The 15,412-nt window shown below is 38.5% G+C and carries 13 protein-coding genes; 7 read left to right on the top strand and 6 right to left on the bottom strand.

Annotated features, from left to right (window positions below):
* Positions 1-34: 34 nt before the first annotated feature.
* Both JWG41_RS08095 and JWG41_RS08090 read left to right on the top strand, forming a co-directional pair.
* Complete coding sequence (locus JWG41_RS08095; protein ID WP_205269419.1) at positions 35-3,772, top strand: adenylate/guanylate cyclase domain-containing protein; 3,738 nt, start codon at positions 35-37, stop codon at positions 3,770-3,772.
* Positions 3,769-5,856: an adenylate/guanylate cyclase domain-containing protein gene (locus JWG41_RS08090; RefSeq protein WP_205269418.1), complete on the top strand. Its 2,088-nt coding sequence runs from the start codon at positions 3,769-3,771 to the stop codon at positions 5,854-5,856. The genes JWG41_RS08095 and JWG41_RS08090 overlap by 4 nt, the downstream gene beginning before the upstream one ends.
* A 1-nt stretch (position 5,857) precedes the next feature.
* Here the strand turns inward: JWG41_RS08090 and JWG41_RS08085 are convergent, their stop codons facing one another.
* Positions 5,858-6,220, bottom strand: a complete 363-nt coding sequence (locus tag JWG41_RS08085) for a hypothetical protein (RefSeq protein ID WP_205269417.1) — start codon at positions 6,218-6,220, stop codon at positions 5,858-5,860.
* Between the two features lie 117 nt (positions 6,221-6,337).
* Between JWG41_RS08085 and JWG41_RS08080 the strand changes: the two genes are divergently transcribed.
* From JWG41_RS08080 to JWG41_RS08060, 5 genes are read left to right on the top strand one after another with little or no spacing between them, the layout of a single operon-like run.
* Entirely contained in the window at positions 6,338-6,856 is a 519-nt protein-coding gene (locus JWG41_RS08080) for a helix-turn-helix transcriptional regulator (protein WP_205269416.1), read from the top strand.
* A gap of 51 nt (positions 6,857-6,907) precedes the next feature.
* Positions 6,908-8,470: a peptidoglycan DD-metalloendopeptidase family protein gene (locus tag JWG41_RS08075; protein ID WP_205269415.1), complete on the top strand. Its 1,563-nt coding sequence runs from the start codon at positions 6,908-6,910 to the stop codon at positions 8,468-8,470.
* Positions 8,467-10,401 (top strand): ankyrin repeat domain-containing protein, encoded by a 1,935-nt coding sequence (locus JWG41_RS08070; RefSeq protein WP_205269414.1) that lies wholly within the window; start codon positions 8,467-8,469, stop codon positions 10,399-10,401. The genes JWG41_RS08075 and JWG41_RS08070 overlap by 4 nt, the downstream gene beginning before the upstream one ends.
* On the top strand, positions 10,401-10,835 hold the full coding sequence (locus JWG41_RS08065) for a Crp/Fnr family transcriptional regulator (protein WP_205269413.1): 435 nt from the start codon (positions 10,401-10,403) through the stop codon (positions 10,833-10,835). Before JWG41_RS08070 ends, JWG41_RS08065 begins: the two co-directional genes overlap by 1 nt.
* Positions 10,825-11,334: a Crp/Fnr family transcriptional regulator gene (locus JWG41_RS08060; RefSeq protein WP_205269412.1), complete on the top strand. Its 510-nt coding sequence runs from the start codon at positions 10,825-10,827 to the stop codon at positions 11,332-11,334. Before JWG41_RS08065 ends, JWG41_RS08060 begins: the two co-directional genes overlap by 11 nt.
* A 3-nt stretch (positions 11,335-11,337) precedes the next feature.
* Here JWG41_RS08060 and JWG41_RS08055 read toward each other — a convergent pair whose 3' ends face one another.
* The 5 genes from JWG41_RS08055 to JWG41_RS08035 are packed head-to-tail and all read right to left on the bottom strand — an operon-like array spanning position 11,338 to position 15,218.
* The gene (locus tag JWG41_RS08055; RefSeq protein ID WP_205269411.1) at positions 11,338-12,048 is read right to left on the bottom strand and encodes an SDR family oxidoreductase; all 711 of its coding nucleotides are present in this window, start codon (positions 12,046-12,048) and stop codon (positions 11,338-11,340) included.
* Positions 12,045-12,968: a CE1 family esterase gene (locus tag JWG41_RS08050; protein WP_205269410.1), complete on the bottom strand. Its 924-nt coding sequence runs from the start codon at positions 12,966-12,968 to the stop codon at positions 12,045-12,047. Before JWG41_RS08050 ends, JWG41_RS08055 begins: the two co-directional genes overlap by 4 nt.
* Positions 12,965-13,498, bottom strand: a complete 534-nt coding sequence (locus tag JWG41_RS08045; protein WP_205269409.1) for a hypothetical protein — start codon at positions 13,496-13,498, stop codon at positions 12,965-12,967. Before JWG41_RS08045 ends, JWG41_RS08050 begins: the two co-directional genes overlap by 4 nt.
* On the bottom strand, positions 13,488-14,102 hold the full coding sequence (locus JWG41_RS08040) for a hypothetical protein (RefSeq protein ID WP_205269408.1): 615 nt from the start codon (positions 14,100-14,102) through the stop codon (positions 13,488-13,490). The genes JWG41_RS08045 and JWG41_RS08040 overlap by 11 nt, the downstream gene beginning before the upstream one ends.
* 9 nt (positions 14,103-14,111) lie before the next feature.
* Complete coding sequence (locus JWG41_RS08035) at positions 14,112-15,218, bottom strand: DNA alkylation repair protein (RefSeq protein WP_205269407.1); 1,107 nt, start codon at positions 15,216-15,218, stop codon at positions 14,112-14,114.
* Between the last annotated feature and the right edge of the window lie 194 nt (positions 15,219-15,412).

The raw sequence follows: 15,412 nt of genomic DNA, 5'->3' as shown, positions 1-15,412 counted from the left end.
TCCATCACTAGTTCTTAACCTTAGTAGCCTAACTATGAAGAAAAGAGTCATTTTGTTATTCCTATTCGGTCTGTTCTTTGGATTCTCCCACTGTAAGGAAGTCAATCGCAATAAACCAATCGCAAAGGAAGGAAAGATGGACTTGTCCTCATGGGACTTCTCTAAAGATGGAAATATCACCCTTGATGGAGAATGGGAATTTTATTGGAAACAAACCAACCAAGGAATCCAAATTGATACCGAACTCGGACGAGAACCCAAATACATCTACCAAACCATTCCCTCCAATTGGAAAGGTGTCGATTGGTTTGGTGAATCTCTCGGCGGATTTGGATATGCGACATATAAGCTAAAAGTTTTTTTCCCACCAAACACACCAACACTGGCCTTTCACAACCTAGATCTCTCGTCTGCCTACAGATTGTATGTCAATGGCAAACTGGTAGTGGAACAAGGTAGTTTTGGAATCAATCCAAATTACTTTGAACCATCTTATAAATCAGTTCTTATGGATTTGGAACCTCTTTCTGGTGAAACAGAAATTGTTTATGAAATTTCGAACTTCCACTACTCCAAAGGTGGGTTTTGGGAAAGTATGGAACTGGGCGAAAGACGAACGTTATACGACAAAGTCAATCGCAGTTATCAAATCACATCTTTTCTCGCGGGAAGTATTTTTCTTTGGGCATTATATCATTTGGGTTTGTTTGTTATGCGCAGACAAGACAAAGCCAGTCTTTTTATCTCCCTTTTTAGTCTACTGATTGTTATGCGCCTCCTTACAATAGGAGAGAGGAATATTCTAGACATCTTCCCGGAAATGCCGATGGATTTTCTCATCCGCTTGGAATTTGCCACCATTTATATCGCAACCATTGTCTTTGCTTACTTCTACCGGTTGGTATTTCCTAACACTGTTGGCCCAAGGACCATGTGGGTTCTTTATATCCTCATCACGCCCTTCCTTGCTTCCTTATTTTTACCAGTCGCCATCTTCAGCGCTAAAATTCATTTTTTCCAAATCTTTTTAATCTCTGTCTGCGTTCGTATCACCATTGCCATCATTATGGCTTACCGTTCCGACACTGTGGGGGCCGGACTCTCCCTGATTGGTTTTAGTTTTGTTTTTGGAACCGTTGTCCATGATATCCTCTATCAAAACAATGTCATCAACACAATGAATGTAATGCCTTTTGGGTTTTTAGGTTTTATCTTATTCCAAGGATACATTCTCTCTTATGGATTCACAAGAGCCTACCTTTCGATTGAAAAATTAAAAGAACGACTCGAAGTTTCGAATAAAGAACTCAACATCCTGAAAGAAGGATTGGAGGACATTGTTGTTGAAAGGACACATGAATTAGAATATTCGAAAGCAAACATAGAAAGGCTCAATGAATTTGCAAAAACACTCAACACATCTCTCGAACTCGATAGTATTCTCGCCAAAGCCTTCGATTATTTGAACGAAGAGGTTTTTTGCGATTCGATGATTTTACTTTTAGTCGATTCCGAAAACTCAAAAATCCTTTACCATAAATCCGTAGTCTCTCCTAACTCAGGACTCAATCTTGATTCTGCCTTACAAGGTATGAGTTTCCCTCTAGATCCAAGTGCTGGGCTTTTTTATCATGTCTACAAAAGGAACCGCCCTTTTCGATTTGCCAAAGTTTGGGAATCACGTCTCAACGAATCCAATCAAAAATTTGTCCAATTGATTGGGAAACAACCTGGAATGATCATCCCTCTCAGTTCGCAAGGAAAAGTCATTGCGATGTTGACTCTTCTTAGCGAACAAAAAGGTACGAGTTTTTCCAAACCACAACTCCAATTAGTGGAAAACACGGCAGAGAACATCGCCACTGCTGTTACCAACTCGATTCTCGTGGAAGAAATGAATCGTGAAAAGTTCATTGCAGAAAATGCAAGAATGCAGATGGAAAATGCGAAGAACGAAGTTGTGAAGTTAAACGAATTCACAAAAAAAATCAACTCAGAGTCTAGCCTCTCACAAATCATCGATGAGATGTTTAACTATATCTTAAAAACATTTGAGATTGAAGCCACTCTCCTCCAACTCATTGATACAAAGAAAAAAGAATTATACACTTACAAAACAACAATTCCGACTTACGCAACAGAGGAACAGTTGTTATTTGCAAAATCCTTCAGGGTTCCTTTGAACGAAAAGGGGGGGATCATTTACAAAACATATGCCAGAAAAAGAGCATTGTTTGTTCCGAAACCTCCTAAGCGATACGAATCGGAGTTAGACGAACAAATATTTTCAAAATTAAGCCTGACTTCCTTCGTTGCAGTCCCACTCGTCGTTCAAAACGAAGTGATTGGTATGGCATACTTTACTTCCTACCAAAAACCCATGGAAGTCACAAGGGAGGTCCTCCGAAGGATCGCCGGATTCTGTGACCAAATAGCGGGAGCCATCCAAAACTCTCTATTATTACAAATCACAGAAGAGGAAAGGAAAAAATCCGAAAGAGCCAGAGGCGAAATTCAAAAGATGAATGAGTTTGCTAAAACGGTGAACTCTCAAAATAATTTAGAAAATATCCTCGCAGAAATTTTTGGATTCATTCGTAAGAACTATAAAATCGAACATTGTGTTCTCTATTTCTTGGACAAAGAATACAATGAATTTCGTTATCTCAACCACTCCGGATTTGACCTGTTAGTGGATGATAACATCAATTATTTCAAATCCCTTCGTTTTCCACTGAGAGAAGAAAGTGGGTTCATTTACAAATGTTACCAAAGAAAAAGACATTTCTATATGAAACATGTTCCTAAATCCATGCCGTTCTCAATCGACAAACAAATTACAGAAAAATCGGGAATGAAAGGATTTCTCATCTCCCCTCTCGTCAACAATGACGAAGTCGTGGCTATGGCAGTTTATGGAATTAGTGATGAAAACATCCAACTTAATACAGATGAAGTGAATTCTATTGTCGGTGTTTCGGAACATATTGCGAGTGCCATCAACAACCACTTCTTACTGAAAAAAATTGAAGAAGAAAAACAAAGATCCGATTCATTACTACTCAACATCCTTCCCAAAAACGTAGCCGAAGAGTTACAAAAAAAAGGAAGGGTCAATCCCGTCGAATTTGAAAATGTAACACTGCTTATGACTAGTTTTCCTGGATTTTCACAAATCACAGGACAACTCACACCAGAAGAACTCATTGAAGGTTTGGATTTATATTTCTCTAGGTTTGATGAAATCATCAAAGCGCAAGGAATGGAAAAACTTCGTATGACGGGCGATATGTATCTCGCGGCAGGTGGACTTCCTATCGGAAACTTTACCCATGCAGTGGATGCTTGCCTTGCCGCCTTACAAATAAAAGACGAAGTCAATCGAATGATTGAAGACTTTAGAGACATTCCTTTCCATCCGAATGGAATTACCATTGCCATTCATTCAGGACCGGTGGTGGCGGGAGTCATTGGTAAATCAAAATTCAATTATGATGTATGGGGAAAAACAGTAACACAAACCCAAGCCATCCGCCGAGGTGGTGTGGGTGTTCCGATTAATATCTCTCAAGAAACGATGGAAAAAGTAAAACGCCTCTTCCATTTAGGCAACCAACGCCAAATCAATACATACGAAGGGGACCAAGTTCCTATCTATGAATTGTTAGCCTTAAAACCTGATTTGTCGGATGATACAGGTTCTATGCCGAACGAAAAATTTGGAAGGTTGTACACTCAACAAAAACGCGGAGCAAAAATTCTAATCAAATGATCTACGGACTTTTTGGTATCGCCCTTCTTTTTATCACAATTCTTTATGGGATATTTTCTTTATACAAACAAAAGGAAGATAGAGAAAACACAATCACCGAGTTTCAAAAAGAATTAGATTCACTAAAAAAAGAATTACTCGAAAAAGAAAAGGAACTGATCAGCACCAAATCCATCTCGGAAGAATTTTCAGACAAACTTGTGGATTCGTATAGCCAACTTTCGGATTTGGATGGTCTACTTCGAGAAATCAATTCTGCCTCGGATCTAAAAGACATTCTGAAAATTCTTGGTCGTTACATCCGAGAAAAATTCAAAGTTCCCCATTATCTATTGTATGTTTACAAAGAAGAACTCGAAGCATTGGAATTTTTTCATAGTAACTTTCCAGAAGAACTCACAGAGAAAGTAAAAGAAGAAATTATGAGCCGGAACATCCCTGTTTCTGATTCCTATGTGACTATGTATGCGCATGCCTATGTCAAAAAACGCAAACGAAGTTTTTATATTCGAGATTTCGAATCGTATAGAACGGAAGGTGTGGAACTTGCCAACAAACAATCGGCCAATTTAAAATCTTTACTGATTGTTCCCTTACATTTAAGAAACAAATTTATTGGAACCCTAGATTTACTAGATTATTCAGGAATATTCGAACTCACCGAACAACAATTAAATCAAATCAAAATTATAGCGGATTATATAGCGGGAACCATTGAAACAGGATACCTACTGAATGAACTCAAAGAAGGAAATCTTGTAATCCAAAAAGAAAAGGAAAACATTGAAATCAATCGACTCAAATTAGAAAACCTACACCGGTTCAATCGGAGAATTAATTCTTTTTCACAAATTGAAGACATTGCAAGGGAGGTGTTTTCTTACTTAAAAATCAATCACAGAGTGGAATTAGGATTTGTTCTACTGGTAGATCCCAAAACCAATTCTCTTGTTCCCCTCATGGAAGGAGCAGAAGTCTTTAACAAAGGCCTCCTTGTGACAAACTTCCTTCGGTCCTTTCGACCGGTTCTATCACCAAACATCGGTTCCCTTTTCCGAACTTACGAAAAACAAAAACCTGTTTATTTAAAAAAATCCATCAAATGGAAACAATTATCAACCATTGATACATCCATTGTAGATAGTTTCAAATTAGAATTGTTTGGCCAAATCCCCCTCGTTGTCCAAGGACAAACCATCGGAATCATTTGTGTCACTCGTCTCACAAGAGAACAAGATTGGACAAAAGATGAATTTGCAGAGATCACTTCTTTTTGTGAACAGGTTGCCGGCGCCATTCACAATGCAAACCTTAGGCGAGACCTAGAAAAAGAAAGAGAAAAAACTCTCCACTTCATTCGAAACATTCTACCGGGAGATTTGGCGGATGAACTGATCGAAAGAGGGGAAGTAGCTCCTATGGAATACGAATCCGTGAGCATTCTATTCACTGACTTCAAAAACTTTACATCAGCAGCGGAATCTCTTTCTCCAGAAGATCTCATCGAACAACTGGATGGCTGTTTTTCTCAGTTCGATGACATTGCGGTTCGTCATAATTTCGAAAAATTAAAAACCATCGGGGATTCTTATATGGCTGCCGGTGGGATTCCTCAAGGGAATTTCACTCATCCGGTGGATGCTTGCCTTTTTGCTATGGAAATCAAATCCTTTATGACTCAGATTAGATCCTTCAAACAAATGTTAGGTCAAGAGTTTTGGGAAATCCGAATTGGAATCCATACAGGACCTGTTGTTGCCGGAGTGGTGGGGAAAACAAAATTTGCATATGATGTTTGGGGAGATACGGTCAACACGGCAAGTCGTATGGAAAGTTCGGGTGATGCCGGTGAGATCAATCTATCAGAAACAACTTATGATAAAGTGAAACGATTCTTTGAATGTGAATACAGAGGAAAGGTGAAAGCCAAAAACAAAGGAGAGCTCGGAATGTATTTTTTAAAGAGACTACGTCCTGAATTCTCAAGAGACGCAGAAGGTATGGTTCCGAACCAAATCTTTTTGGACTTATATAAAAATTTACAGATCGGTGCCAAAATCATCTACAGACAAACTGGTTCATAGATTAGTTGCTACCTCCAGAAGAACTGGACCCACTCCCTGACCCGGAACTAGAACTACTTCCACCTTTATTACCAGAACTAGAGCTAGAACTGGAAGACCGGCTAGATCTTGTCGTAGTAGAGCTGCTAGTGGATACCACAGGACATTTTTCATAACACATCATGTACATGGTCACACAAGTGACTGTGGTTGCAGTTGCATTGTCGAGTTGTGGTGCAAGGGCCAAAGCACAAACAAATTGTTCGCGAACACATCGGTCCATACACTGAGATCTTGTCTCATAGTTTTTTGAATTGGAACATCCGGTAAACGCCAATACAAATCCGAAAGAAAGAAACACAAGTTTTAACATCCATCGGTTCATGTGAAAAGGATCTCACAATTTCACCCATCTTTCCATGGAGGATCACCGCAAATGTGGATATTACCTAAGAAACTGGCTTGCGCATACAGGGACTAGTGGCAAAGTTTAGATAGAAATATGGACACTCGCAAGGTACGAATTCTTTTTTTAGCATTTTACGTTGTATCTCTTTTTGTTTGGATTGCTGAAGAAATTTTCACCCTTACCAACCCACCAGATATCTTTGATCGATTCCGACTCATCATTGCCACGGTGGAATCCTTCATAGCCCTCTCCTCTTTTCTTGTGGTCTTTATCCTTTACAAAGAATTGAAAGCCGAGGCTGTGGAAAACGTACACGCAAAGTCTCAAATCCATGACCTAAAACGTACAAATAGAATATTAAAAAATCCAGAATTAGGATTTTGGGCAGAAGCCAAGGCCCAAATGGAAGAATGGAAGTTGTCCGAAGCCGAAACAGAGATTGCCATCCTTCTACTCCGCGGATTCTCCCAAAAACAAATCGCTGCGGTTCGAAAAAAAAGCCTTCGCACCATCGAAAACCAAACTGCCGCCATCTACGAAAAATCCTCTATGCGAGGCAAACTGGAATTCATTTCTTATTTTTTAACTCCCCTTTTGCCTGAGGAAGATTAAACAAAAAACCTTGACCATTCTCCATTTCTTTGGTTATTTATAGCTTGTTTTATGAAAAATCAGAGAATCCTTCTAACGTCTATTGTTCTATTGTTTTCGGTTTACCCTGTTCTTTCGCAAAGCACGCTAGAAGAAAGGGACAAACAAAGACAATCCGGTCTTGTCACTGCAAACCAAAAGAAACAGGAAGAAATTTTACAAAAGTACAACGACTTTGTAAATCGTGTGCAAAACAGATTTCCTGGTCTCAAAATTTCCTCCTCCCCCATAGACTTAAAACAAGCAGAAGGAATTGCAGATCATAACGCAGCACCTGGTGCCAAAGATAAAAAATCAAAATCACTTTCAGCGATTGCCGGAGATAGTTTTTATTTACAATTAGAACCCACAAACAATCCCTCTTCTCGCTCTGGAGTGAAAGTGAAAAAAGGGGATTCGCTCGAAGTGGTGATGGTTTTAAAACAAGATGTGACAGCCAAAAAAGAAGGATCTCACTGGGTACTCGTTCGCACCAAATCCAAACAGGAAGGTTATATTTCTCAAGATTTACTTTCTGCCACCAAACCAGCAGTCAAATCAAGAAACACTGACGGTCTTTCCTTGGACTTATCTTCTCTTTCGGGAAGGATATCCGAAACGACAAACATAAGTTACTCGGACTCAAAAAAAGGAAAGGATATGTGGGTGGAAGCAAGTTCTCTCAATATGAGAGGAGAACCCGATGTGAACGCCTACGTTGTTGCTAGATTACCCAAAGGTCTTAAAGTCAAAATTGAAACATCCACTTTAGCGGAAGAAACGATCGATGGGATCACTTCCCTTTGGCACCAAGTTTCTTCTGCTTATGGAAATGGTTGGGTCTTTGGTGGGTATTTGAGTGCCTCAGAAGTTGTCTCCTATGATGTGCAACCAGGTGAAATTTCTTACCCGCAAGAAAATCCCGATGAACTAAGGAATGGTGAAAAACGATTCGTTCGTTCGACAAGTCTAAGAATGCGTGATGAACCCAATGACTACGGCTCTGTGGTGACAACAATTCCTGGAGATGAAAAAATCAAAATCATTGATACAAAAAAAGAAATAGAAACCATTGGTGGCGTTCGTTCCAAATGGCTTTACGTTTCTTGGAATGATGAATGGGAAGGTTGGGTTTTTGGAGGATTTGTTTCTAAAGATCGTGGCCCCCTTGTTGATAGTGATGATATTTCTAAGTACTTTCAAATCCCTGTGGACAATGATCGTTATGTATCCTCCAACTTTGGAACAAGAGTCGATCCGGTCACAGGTAAAGTTGGCGCCTTCCATTCTGGAATTGATTTACCGGCAAACATCGGTACACCCATAAAGGCTGTGAGTGATGGGAAAGTATGGAGAACCACAACAACTAGCAGTGGTTATGGGATGCTCACAATCCTTAGCCATAAAAACAATATCTTCACCTACTATGCTCATCAAAATGAACGCCAAGTAAAAGAAGGTGACACTGTCCGATCCGGCGATATCATTGGTCAGGTAGGAAACACCGGTAAATCTACCGGCCCACATTTACATTTTGAAGTTAGGAAAGGCCCTGACCAACAAGCTTTGGATCCGGATGCTTATTTACCCAAATGAAACAGATTTTTTTTACTTTTAGTTTATCCCTTCTACTCGTTTCTTCCACAAGTCGTTTTGCCCAAGAAAACGCTGCAGAAACTACAGCAGTCAGTACCGCTCCCGACATGGTGCAAATTCTATCCAAAGGGAGTCTGAAGGATTTCGAAACTGCGATCACCAATGGTGGTGACATCAATGCCAGTGACGAATCAGGAAAAACTCTCCTTGTCCTTGCTGTGGAAAAAAATAAACCCAAACAGTTTGAGATTCTACTCACACAAGGGGCAGATCTAAACAAAAGAGATTTATCCGGCAAAACATTGTTACACTATGTGGTTACGTCTCGGTTTACAAACCAAATCAAAACCATTGTCGAAAAAGGTGCGGATCTAAATGCTTATGACGCTGATGGAAACACCGCCCTCCATGTGGCTGTACTCAAAGCCAATCTCGCCGTACAAAAGTTACTAGTGGAAAGTAAAGCTGACGTAAACTTAAGAAACAATCCACGGAAGTCTCCACTTTACTTGGCCTTTGAAAAATCAAAAATCGATTCAATCACTTATCTCCTTCAAAATGGGGGGGACATCAATCTTCCTGACCTTACAGGTCGAACACCGGTTTTTGTTTCCATTGACCAAAAGAACTTAAAACTTTTAAACTTAAGTTTAGATTCCAATGGAAATCCCAATACGGAAGATACCAAGTCCATTCGTCCGATTGTTTTTACTATTGAGAAAGGATTTACCCAAGGATTGGAAGTTCTTTTAAACCGTGGTGCTGATGTGAATGCGAAAACACCGGACGGGGAATCTTTACTTTTTTATGCTGTAGAAAAGAAAAACCTAACAGCAGTAAACTTATTACTCAAAAAAGGGCTGAATGTAGATTCCAAAAACTTACAGAACAGAACTTTATTCGAAATCGCCTTACAAAAAAACGATTCCAATCTTTTGAAACTAGTATTGGATGCAGGTGCCAACCCCAACCAAACCCTTTCTACTAATAAAAATCCTCTAGAGGAATCGATCGAATCTTCCAAATGGGCAGTTGCAGAAATTCTAATTCAAAAAAATGCAGATGTCTTAACACCAAACCAAGCAGGATACCTTCCCATTCATTTGGCATCCAGAAAATCAGGATTAAAAATCGTTGAAGAATTGGTGAAAAAAAATGTTCCAGTGGATGCCATAAACCAAAAGACAAATGAAACCTCACTTGCATTAGCTTTAGAAAACAAACAACTATCCATTGCAAAATTTCTTTTATCAAAAAAAGCAAATCCCAGCCAAAAACAGAAAGATGGATCCAGTTTGATTTTTGCAACCATCGAAAGAAAGGATGCAGAAGCATTTAAACTTTTAGTTGGTGCTGGTGCCGATCTTCAATCGTTAAACGAAGAAGGTGAAAACCTAATCACTACAGTTTGTAAATTGGAGATTGATAAAAAAGAACAAAAGTTTGCAGATGAAACGATCAAACTCCTTGTCACAAAATCCGTAAACCCAAACACAAAAAACAAACGCGGATTAAGTGCTCTTCACATCGCTCTCAATAGAAATCGACTAGAAACCATGTCGCAACTGATTACCTTAGGAGCTGACCCCAACCTAACAGATAACAACAGTCTTACGGTCTTACACAAAGCCATCCAAAAGTTTTTGTCCTCTAGAGAGAATACGCAAACAGAAAGTTATAAGAAATTAGTACTATTCCTAGTAGAAAGAAGAGCGAACTTAAACCAACAGGATAAATTAGGGAAAACTATACTTTCCGAACTAGCAATCCAGTTCGATCCTGGTAAAAGTGATTCCATTTTGGAATTGGCAAGAGTCTTTGTTTTAAATGGCGGAGATTCTAAAATAGAAGATAAAACAGGAAAATCTCCTCTGGAATATGCGGAGGATAAGAAATTACCTGAACTGATTGAGATTTACCGCGGCCTTTAATGTCCATTCCTAAAAAAGATAATCGAATCAACATCTTTGACTTCGTTAATACTGTCCCTACAAAGACATTCAAACGAGGAGAAATCATTGTTAGAGAAGGCGAACCGTCTAACGAGAAGATGTATTTCATCTTAAGTGGTTCTCTCTCTGTGGGTATGGGAGCTCCTGATCAAGGGAACTTCCATGAAGTAAGAAAACTTTCCACGGGCGAATTTTTTGGTGAGATTGCTCTTATCTCTAGTCACCCGCGAGCTATGACAGTTTTTATCGACTCAGACCGTGCACAACTTGGCATCTTAGATAAACAAAATTTAACTCGTATTGCAAATTCCAACCCTATGTTTGTTTATGCATTGTTACAAACTTATGTGGAACGTTTGATTGAAGCAGAACAAAAATTAAAAGATCTATCGGAGTTGAGTGATGGGGCTTAAAGAATCTCTCGCAAAACTCAGTATGATCAATATCAAACGTGGAGAAGTTCTCTTTAAAGAGGGCGTTCCTTCCAATGGAGCTATGTTCTTTTTATTTGAAGGACAATTAGATATTTATAAACAAATCGAAGGCAAACATGCCAAACTAAGAAGTATCCTTCCTGGTGAGTTTTTTGGTGAGATGGCCATTATCAATAATAGTCCGAGGGCAGCATCCATCGTTGTTGTTTCGGAAATGGCAAAACTCGGAATCATCAATCGAACTACCTTTGTTCAGATGAGTCAGGAAAGCCCGGAATTTTTGTTTTTGTTACTGAAAAAAGTAATCGAACGACTTTATGAAACAGATGGAAAAATTCGAGCCATCAAACGACAACAAGATGAGGACTCAGCAATTGCCAAAGTGATTCCCGGATCGGGTGTCAGTTCGAGTGAAAACGAAGAAGGGGAAGCACCACCGGAACCTTTTTCCGATGAAACAACTCCAGTTGGTGAATGATCTTTAAGATTGTTTTTTACGTTTTAACTTAAAGAGTTCCGGCGAAATCTGAATCTCAGGCACCACCCAACCTTTTTCATCTATTATTAAATCTTCAATCACTTCTGCTATTTGATCGGGCAACAAATAAGACTTGGGATCTTCATCCGGTTCAAAGTTCAAATGATTATAAAAATCGGTTTTGGTAATATCAGGAATGATCAAATGAACTTTTACACCAAACTTTCTCAGTTCAGAAAATAACTCTCTCGCATAATGATGAATCCCTGCTTTGAGAGAGGCATACACGTTCCCCCAGGGGGAAATTTCTTTTCCAGAGACTGACCCAATAAAAATAATACGACCCTGGTTTTGTTTTAGATACCGAGTCAATTGAGATGTCAATAACATAGGTGTTGTTATGTGAAGATTCACCATCTCTCTAATTTTTTCCGAAGACAATTCTTCTACTGGAGCAAAATAGGCAAGACCTGCATTATGAACGAGTAAACTAATCTCTTTTTTATCATGAATACGATTCAGTAACAGATCGACTTGTTTGGAATCAGAAAGATCACAAGAAATCAAATGGAAAAGTTCATTTTTATAAAGGCAATTTTCTGGGTTTTTAGAAATTCCATAAACCTTGTATCCAAGGCCAACTAACATTTGCGAAATGGAAAGGCCGATCCCACGAGAAGCTCCAGTAACTAAAGCAATTTTTGGTATAGTCACAGGCTTTCCATAAACTCCCAAACCAGTTTAGAACCATCCAACACTTTCGTTGTTTTCCCTTGGTCAATAAAAGGAATCATTGGTGTTTCTCCAGGCCAACTATGACCAAGTCCATTCAGCTGGATCAATCCAACCTTTGTATTATCGGCGCAGGATTCATACCGAATGAAATCGATTTTTAGATCGGGAAGATCGCCCTTCTCCTCTTTATAGTTTTCTGTTCTTTTAATTACAGAATCCGTACAGGAGTTCCATTCTTTCCATCGCAAAATCGAATCACCTACAGAAAGAATTTCACCTCCATCTCTCACGTAACCCCCGCTATATGGAACAAGCGGATCGTCAGTACCAGCCATAATTCCAATGGAAACTGGATTCGTTTTTAAGGCCGACTTTCTTTTGAGTGTAAAAACAGAAATCTGAGCGGCGACGCTCAAAACCCCTTTCCACAAATTTGGTTTTTCTACAGCCAGCCTTTGAGCCATAAAACCACCATTTGAGTGACCTACTAAAAATACTTCTTTCGGATTGACCGAACCTTCAGCAATCAATCGTTTTACAATTGATTCAATGAAAACAATGTCATTGATTTGATTTTCGTCGGCTGGAGTATTTCCTCTCCCGTCAGCCCAACTCCTTTTATACCCATCAGGAAAAACGACTATAAAACCTTTGGTGTCTGATAAAAGATCCAACTTAGTTTGTTTGATCATGGAAGATCCCGAACCGAAGCGACCATGCAAAGCAACTAATAATGGTATTGGTGATCCATTCCAATTTTTTGGATAGTGGACAATATAAGTCCTTTCATTGTTTTGGATGTTTATCGAATCCAATTTCTCATTTGGTAACAATCGTCGATTCAGTCCCATACAAGATAAAACCAAACCAGAGAGAAAAATTAAACATAAGTTCTTCATATATCTTTCATCTCCAGCTCAGTAGCATCAAGCAATTGTTCTTTAAAAATTCGATTGGGCCAATGTGTGACCATAAGAATAATTACAGGAATTCCCCGCCACTGATCCATTCCAATTTCATATACAGATTCTTTTTCAATCACACCTAACCTAGAATAACGAAATGTAAGGGTTTGTTCCGTCCGAATATGAGAAGGGATCAAACCACCCGTAAAGAAAGTAAGTAAGATATTGATTCGATGCAGAAATAGATATTGATAAACCGGTTCTTTTTTTTGGAGGATTAGTTCTAACTCTGATTGGGAATTTGCATCTTCGACCAAACCTTTTTTTATTAGGGCTTCAAGTATAGTATTCTTTTCTTTTTCATAACGATAGAATCCAGTAAACAAAACTCTTATTTTTTCCTGATTCATTGGTTGCAACTTACGTTCTTTAGATGTCACCGGATTTGGAATTGCCGCACAATTCAAAACCAGCAGAATCAACGTTATGTGAAGAAAGGCAAATACTTTGGATTTATAGTTCATCGCCAGAATCCCCTAAAAATTTTGATACTTTTTCTGTAAGTATTGGTTTCCATTCCTTTCTATCATCTCCCCACATAAGAAGTAAAGAAATCCAACCAAACACACGATAAGATTCCATTGGATAACGATATTCCTTCTCCAACTTCCCTTTTTTACTCAAACGAAAAACTAAATAGTCGTCGTCCCTATCAATGTCTGGGATAATAAAAAAAGTAGAAATCGCCAGGAATCGATTGATCAAATAGAGACCAAATCTTTCAGGATTTCGTTCTGGCAGATACGAAACAGGCTCAGATGACTCTCCTAAAAAAATCTTAAACTTAGGACTTGATTCCAAAATGATCTGCATATGTACATCTGCATTGGTTTGGTTTTGATATCTTACTTGAGTGAATTTCCCGGAAGATTGTAAAGCTCCAAGTATATAAGAAATTCTACGGCGATCGACTTCATCATCCCAACCAATCAATTCATAACTCAGTGATTTATCTTTGTTATAGTTTGAAAAATCAATCTTAGGTCTTTCTGAAGAGTAGAAAACAGCACATGACGAAAGAGAAAAAAAAATGATAATTCCAATAATACTAAAAATGATTCTTTGCAAAACCGATTCCTATCCTCTTTTCAATTCAAATTTTTGTAACTTATATTCATTGCCATTAAGCAAAATTGTGATTGTTTGTGTTCCTGGATAATAAACTCGAGTGGTGATGGGAGCAAACGAATGTTTTTTTGAAATTTTTAACTTTTCATCAGGTAATAACAGTCTCTCCCCTAACTGAAATACCTTATACCCGTAAGAGCCATTCGATAATAAAAATCCAATTTTATACTCCATTCTCACCTTTGTTTTATCCTTGGCGGTTTGGCTGAGAGAAATTTCAAACTCAAGGGAATCTCCAACTTTGATTTCTTTAGTTAATAAAGAAAGTTTGAATTTTGCAGGTTCCCATTTTGTGTTATATGAAAAGTAACTTAAGGCTTTTTTGTTTCCTTTTTTAAGAAGTGTACGTAATGCATGTTTTAAATTTTTATCTAATTCTTCCGATTTACCAAACTTACTTTTACAGAACTCTAATACCAAATCAGGATTTAATTTGGATATATCGTTCAAATGGTTAGCGGCACTCCTTCGAACAATTTCATTTTGATCATTCCAAAGAGTTTCTAATATCGATAAATGAATTTCTGGATTTTTTTTGATTTCAGGAATCCCAATCCCCCAAGGCAACATAGGACGGCTTCCTTCACTTGCTAATCTTCTAACAAATGCTTCTTTGTGGTTTGACCATTTATGCATTTGTTTTAAGGTTTTATCAAAATGTTCTTTGTAGAAAAAACGAATCGCAAATTCGGCACTAGAAAATACCGTAATTTTTTCAAGAGCCTTCATTGACGTTTCAAAATCATCTAACCCTGTTTTGGTGACGATATCATTCAAAAAAATATATGGAAAATTAAAATCAGAAATTCCATGGTCACGAAGTTTATCTATCAACTTGATTAAATTGGGATAAATTTTTGATATGGGGCCTTCCCAATATTGGACCAACACATCGGAAAGCCGATTGATCCTTTCCTTTAACTCCAGATCTTTCCAAGGAGAAGAAAACACCTGCTTCTGAAATTCCAAAGGATTGATTTTGGAGTCAACAAGGCTTAACTGATTGCCTAGTCCGAGAACCCATTCCCGGGAATACATTTCTTTCAAAGGTTCCATATAAACTAGAACGAAAGTACATCTGCCTATTCCCATTGGAATCGAAAAAGAAAACCTCCGCTAATTTACGCGCTGCAGATATTTACAAGCATTGGACGATTTCCCGGGGTGGACCCTGATAATTCACCTGGAACCGGCAAATATACGAATAACGTATATTCACCGCACCAAACCAAGCCTCACCACACGTACTA

Source organism: Leptospira chreensis, from assembly GCF_016919165.1.
In the GTDB taxonomy this organism is placed as follows: Bacteria; Spirochaetota; Leptospiria; order Leptospirales; family Leptospiraceae; genus Leptospira_A; species Leptospira_A chreensis.
Note: the sequence above shows the minus strand (reverse complement) of the source record. Positions and strands in the feature narration are given on the sequence as shown.

What these genes read in the sequence shown, in the direction of transcription:
- JWG41_RS08080 (WP_205269416.1), top strand. Translation starts at nt 6,338, where the DNA reads ATGGACACTCGCAAGGTACGAATTCTTTTTTTAGCATTTTACGTTGTA.
- JWG41_RS08050 (WP_205269410.1), bottom strand. Translation starts at nt 12,968, where the DNA reads ATGAAGAACTTATGTTTAATTTTTCTCTCTGGTTTGGTTTTATCTTGT.
- JWG41_RS08095 (WP_205269419.1), top strand. Translation starts at nt 35, where the DNA reads ATGAAGAAAAGAGTCATTTTGTTATTCCTATTCGGTCTGTTCTTTGGA.
- JWG41_RS08045 (WP_205269409.1), bottom strand. Translation starts at nt 13,498, where the DNA reads ATGAACTATAAATCCAAAGTATTTGCCTTTCTTCACATAACGTTGATT.
- JWG41_RS08090 (WP_205269418.1), top strand. Translation starts at nt 3,769, where the DNA reads ATGATCTACGGACTTTTTGGTATCGCCCTTCTTTTTATCACAATTCTT.
- JWG41_RS08065 (WP_205269413.1), top strand. Translation starts at nt 10,401, where the DNA reads ATGTCCATTCCTAAAAAAGATAATCGAATCAACATCTTTGACTTCGTT.
- JWG41_RS08070 (WP_205269414.1), top strand. Translation starts at nt 8,467, where the DNA reads ATGAAACAGATTTTTTTTACTTTTAGTTTATCCCTTCTACTCGTTTCT.
- JWG41_RS08060 (WP_205269412.1), top strand. Translation starts at nt 10,825, where the DNA reads ATGGGGCTTAAAGAATCTCTCGCAAAACTCAGTATGATCAATATCAAA.
- JWG41_RS08075 (WP_205269415.1), top strand. Translation starts at nt 6,908, where the DNA reads ATGAAAAATCAGAGAATCCTTCTAACGTCTATTGTTCTATTGTTTTCG.
- JWG41_RS08085 (WP_205269417.1), bottom strand. Translation starts at nt 6,220, where the DNA reads ATGAACCGATGGATGTTAAAACTTGTGTTTCTTTCTTTCGGATTTGTA.
- JWG41_RS08035 (WP_205269407.1), bottom strand. Translation starts at nt 15,218, where the DNA reads ATGGAACCTTTGAAAGAAATGTATTCCCGGGAATGGGTTCTCGGACTA.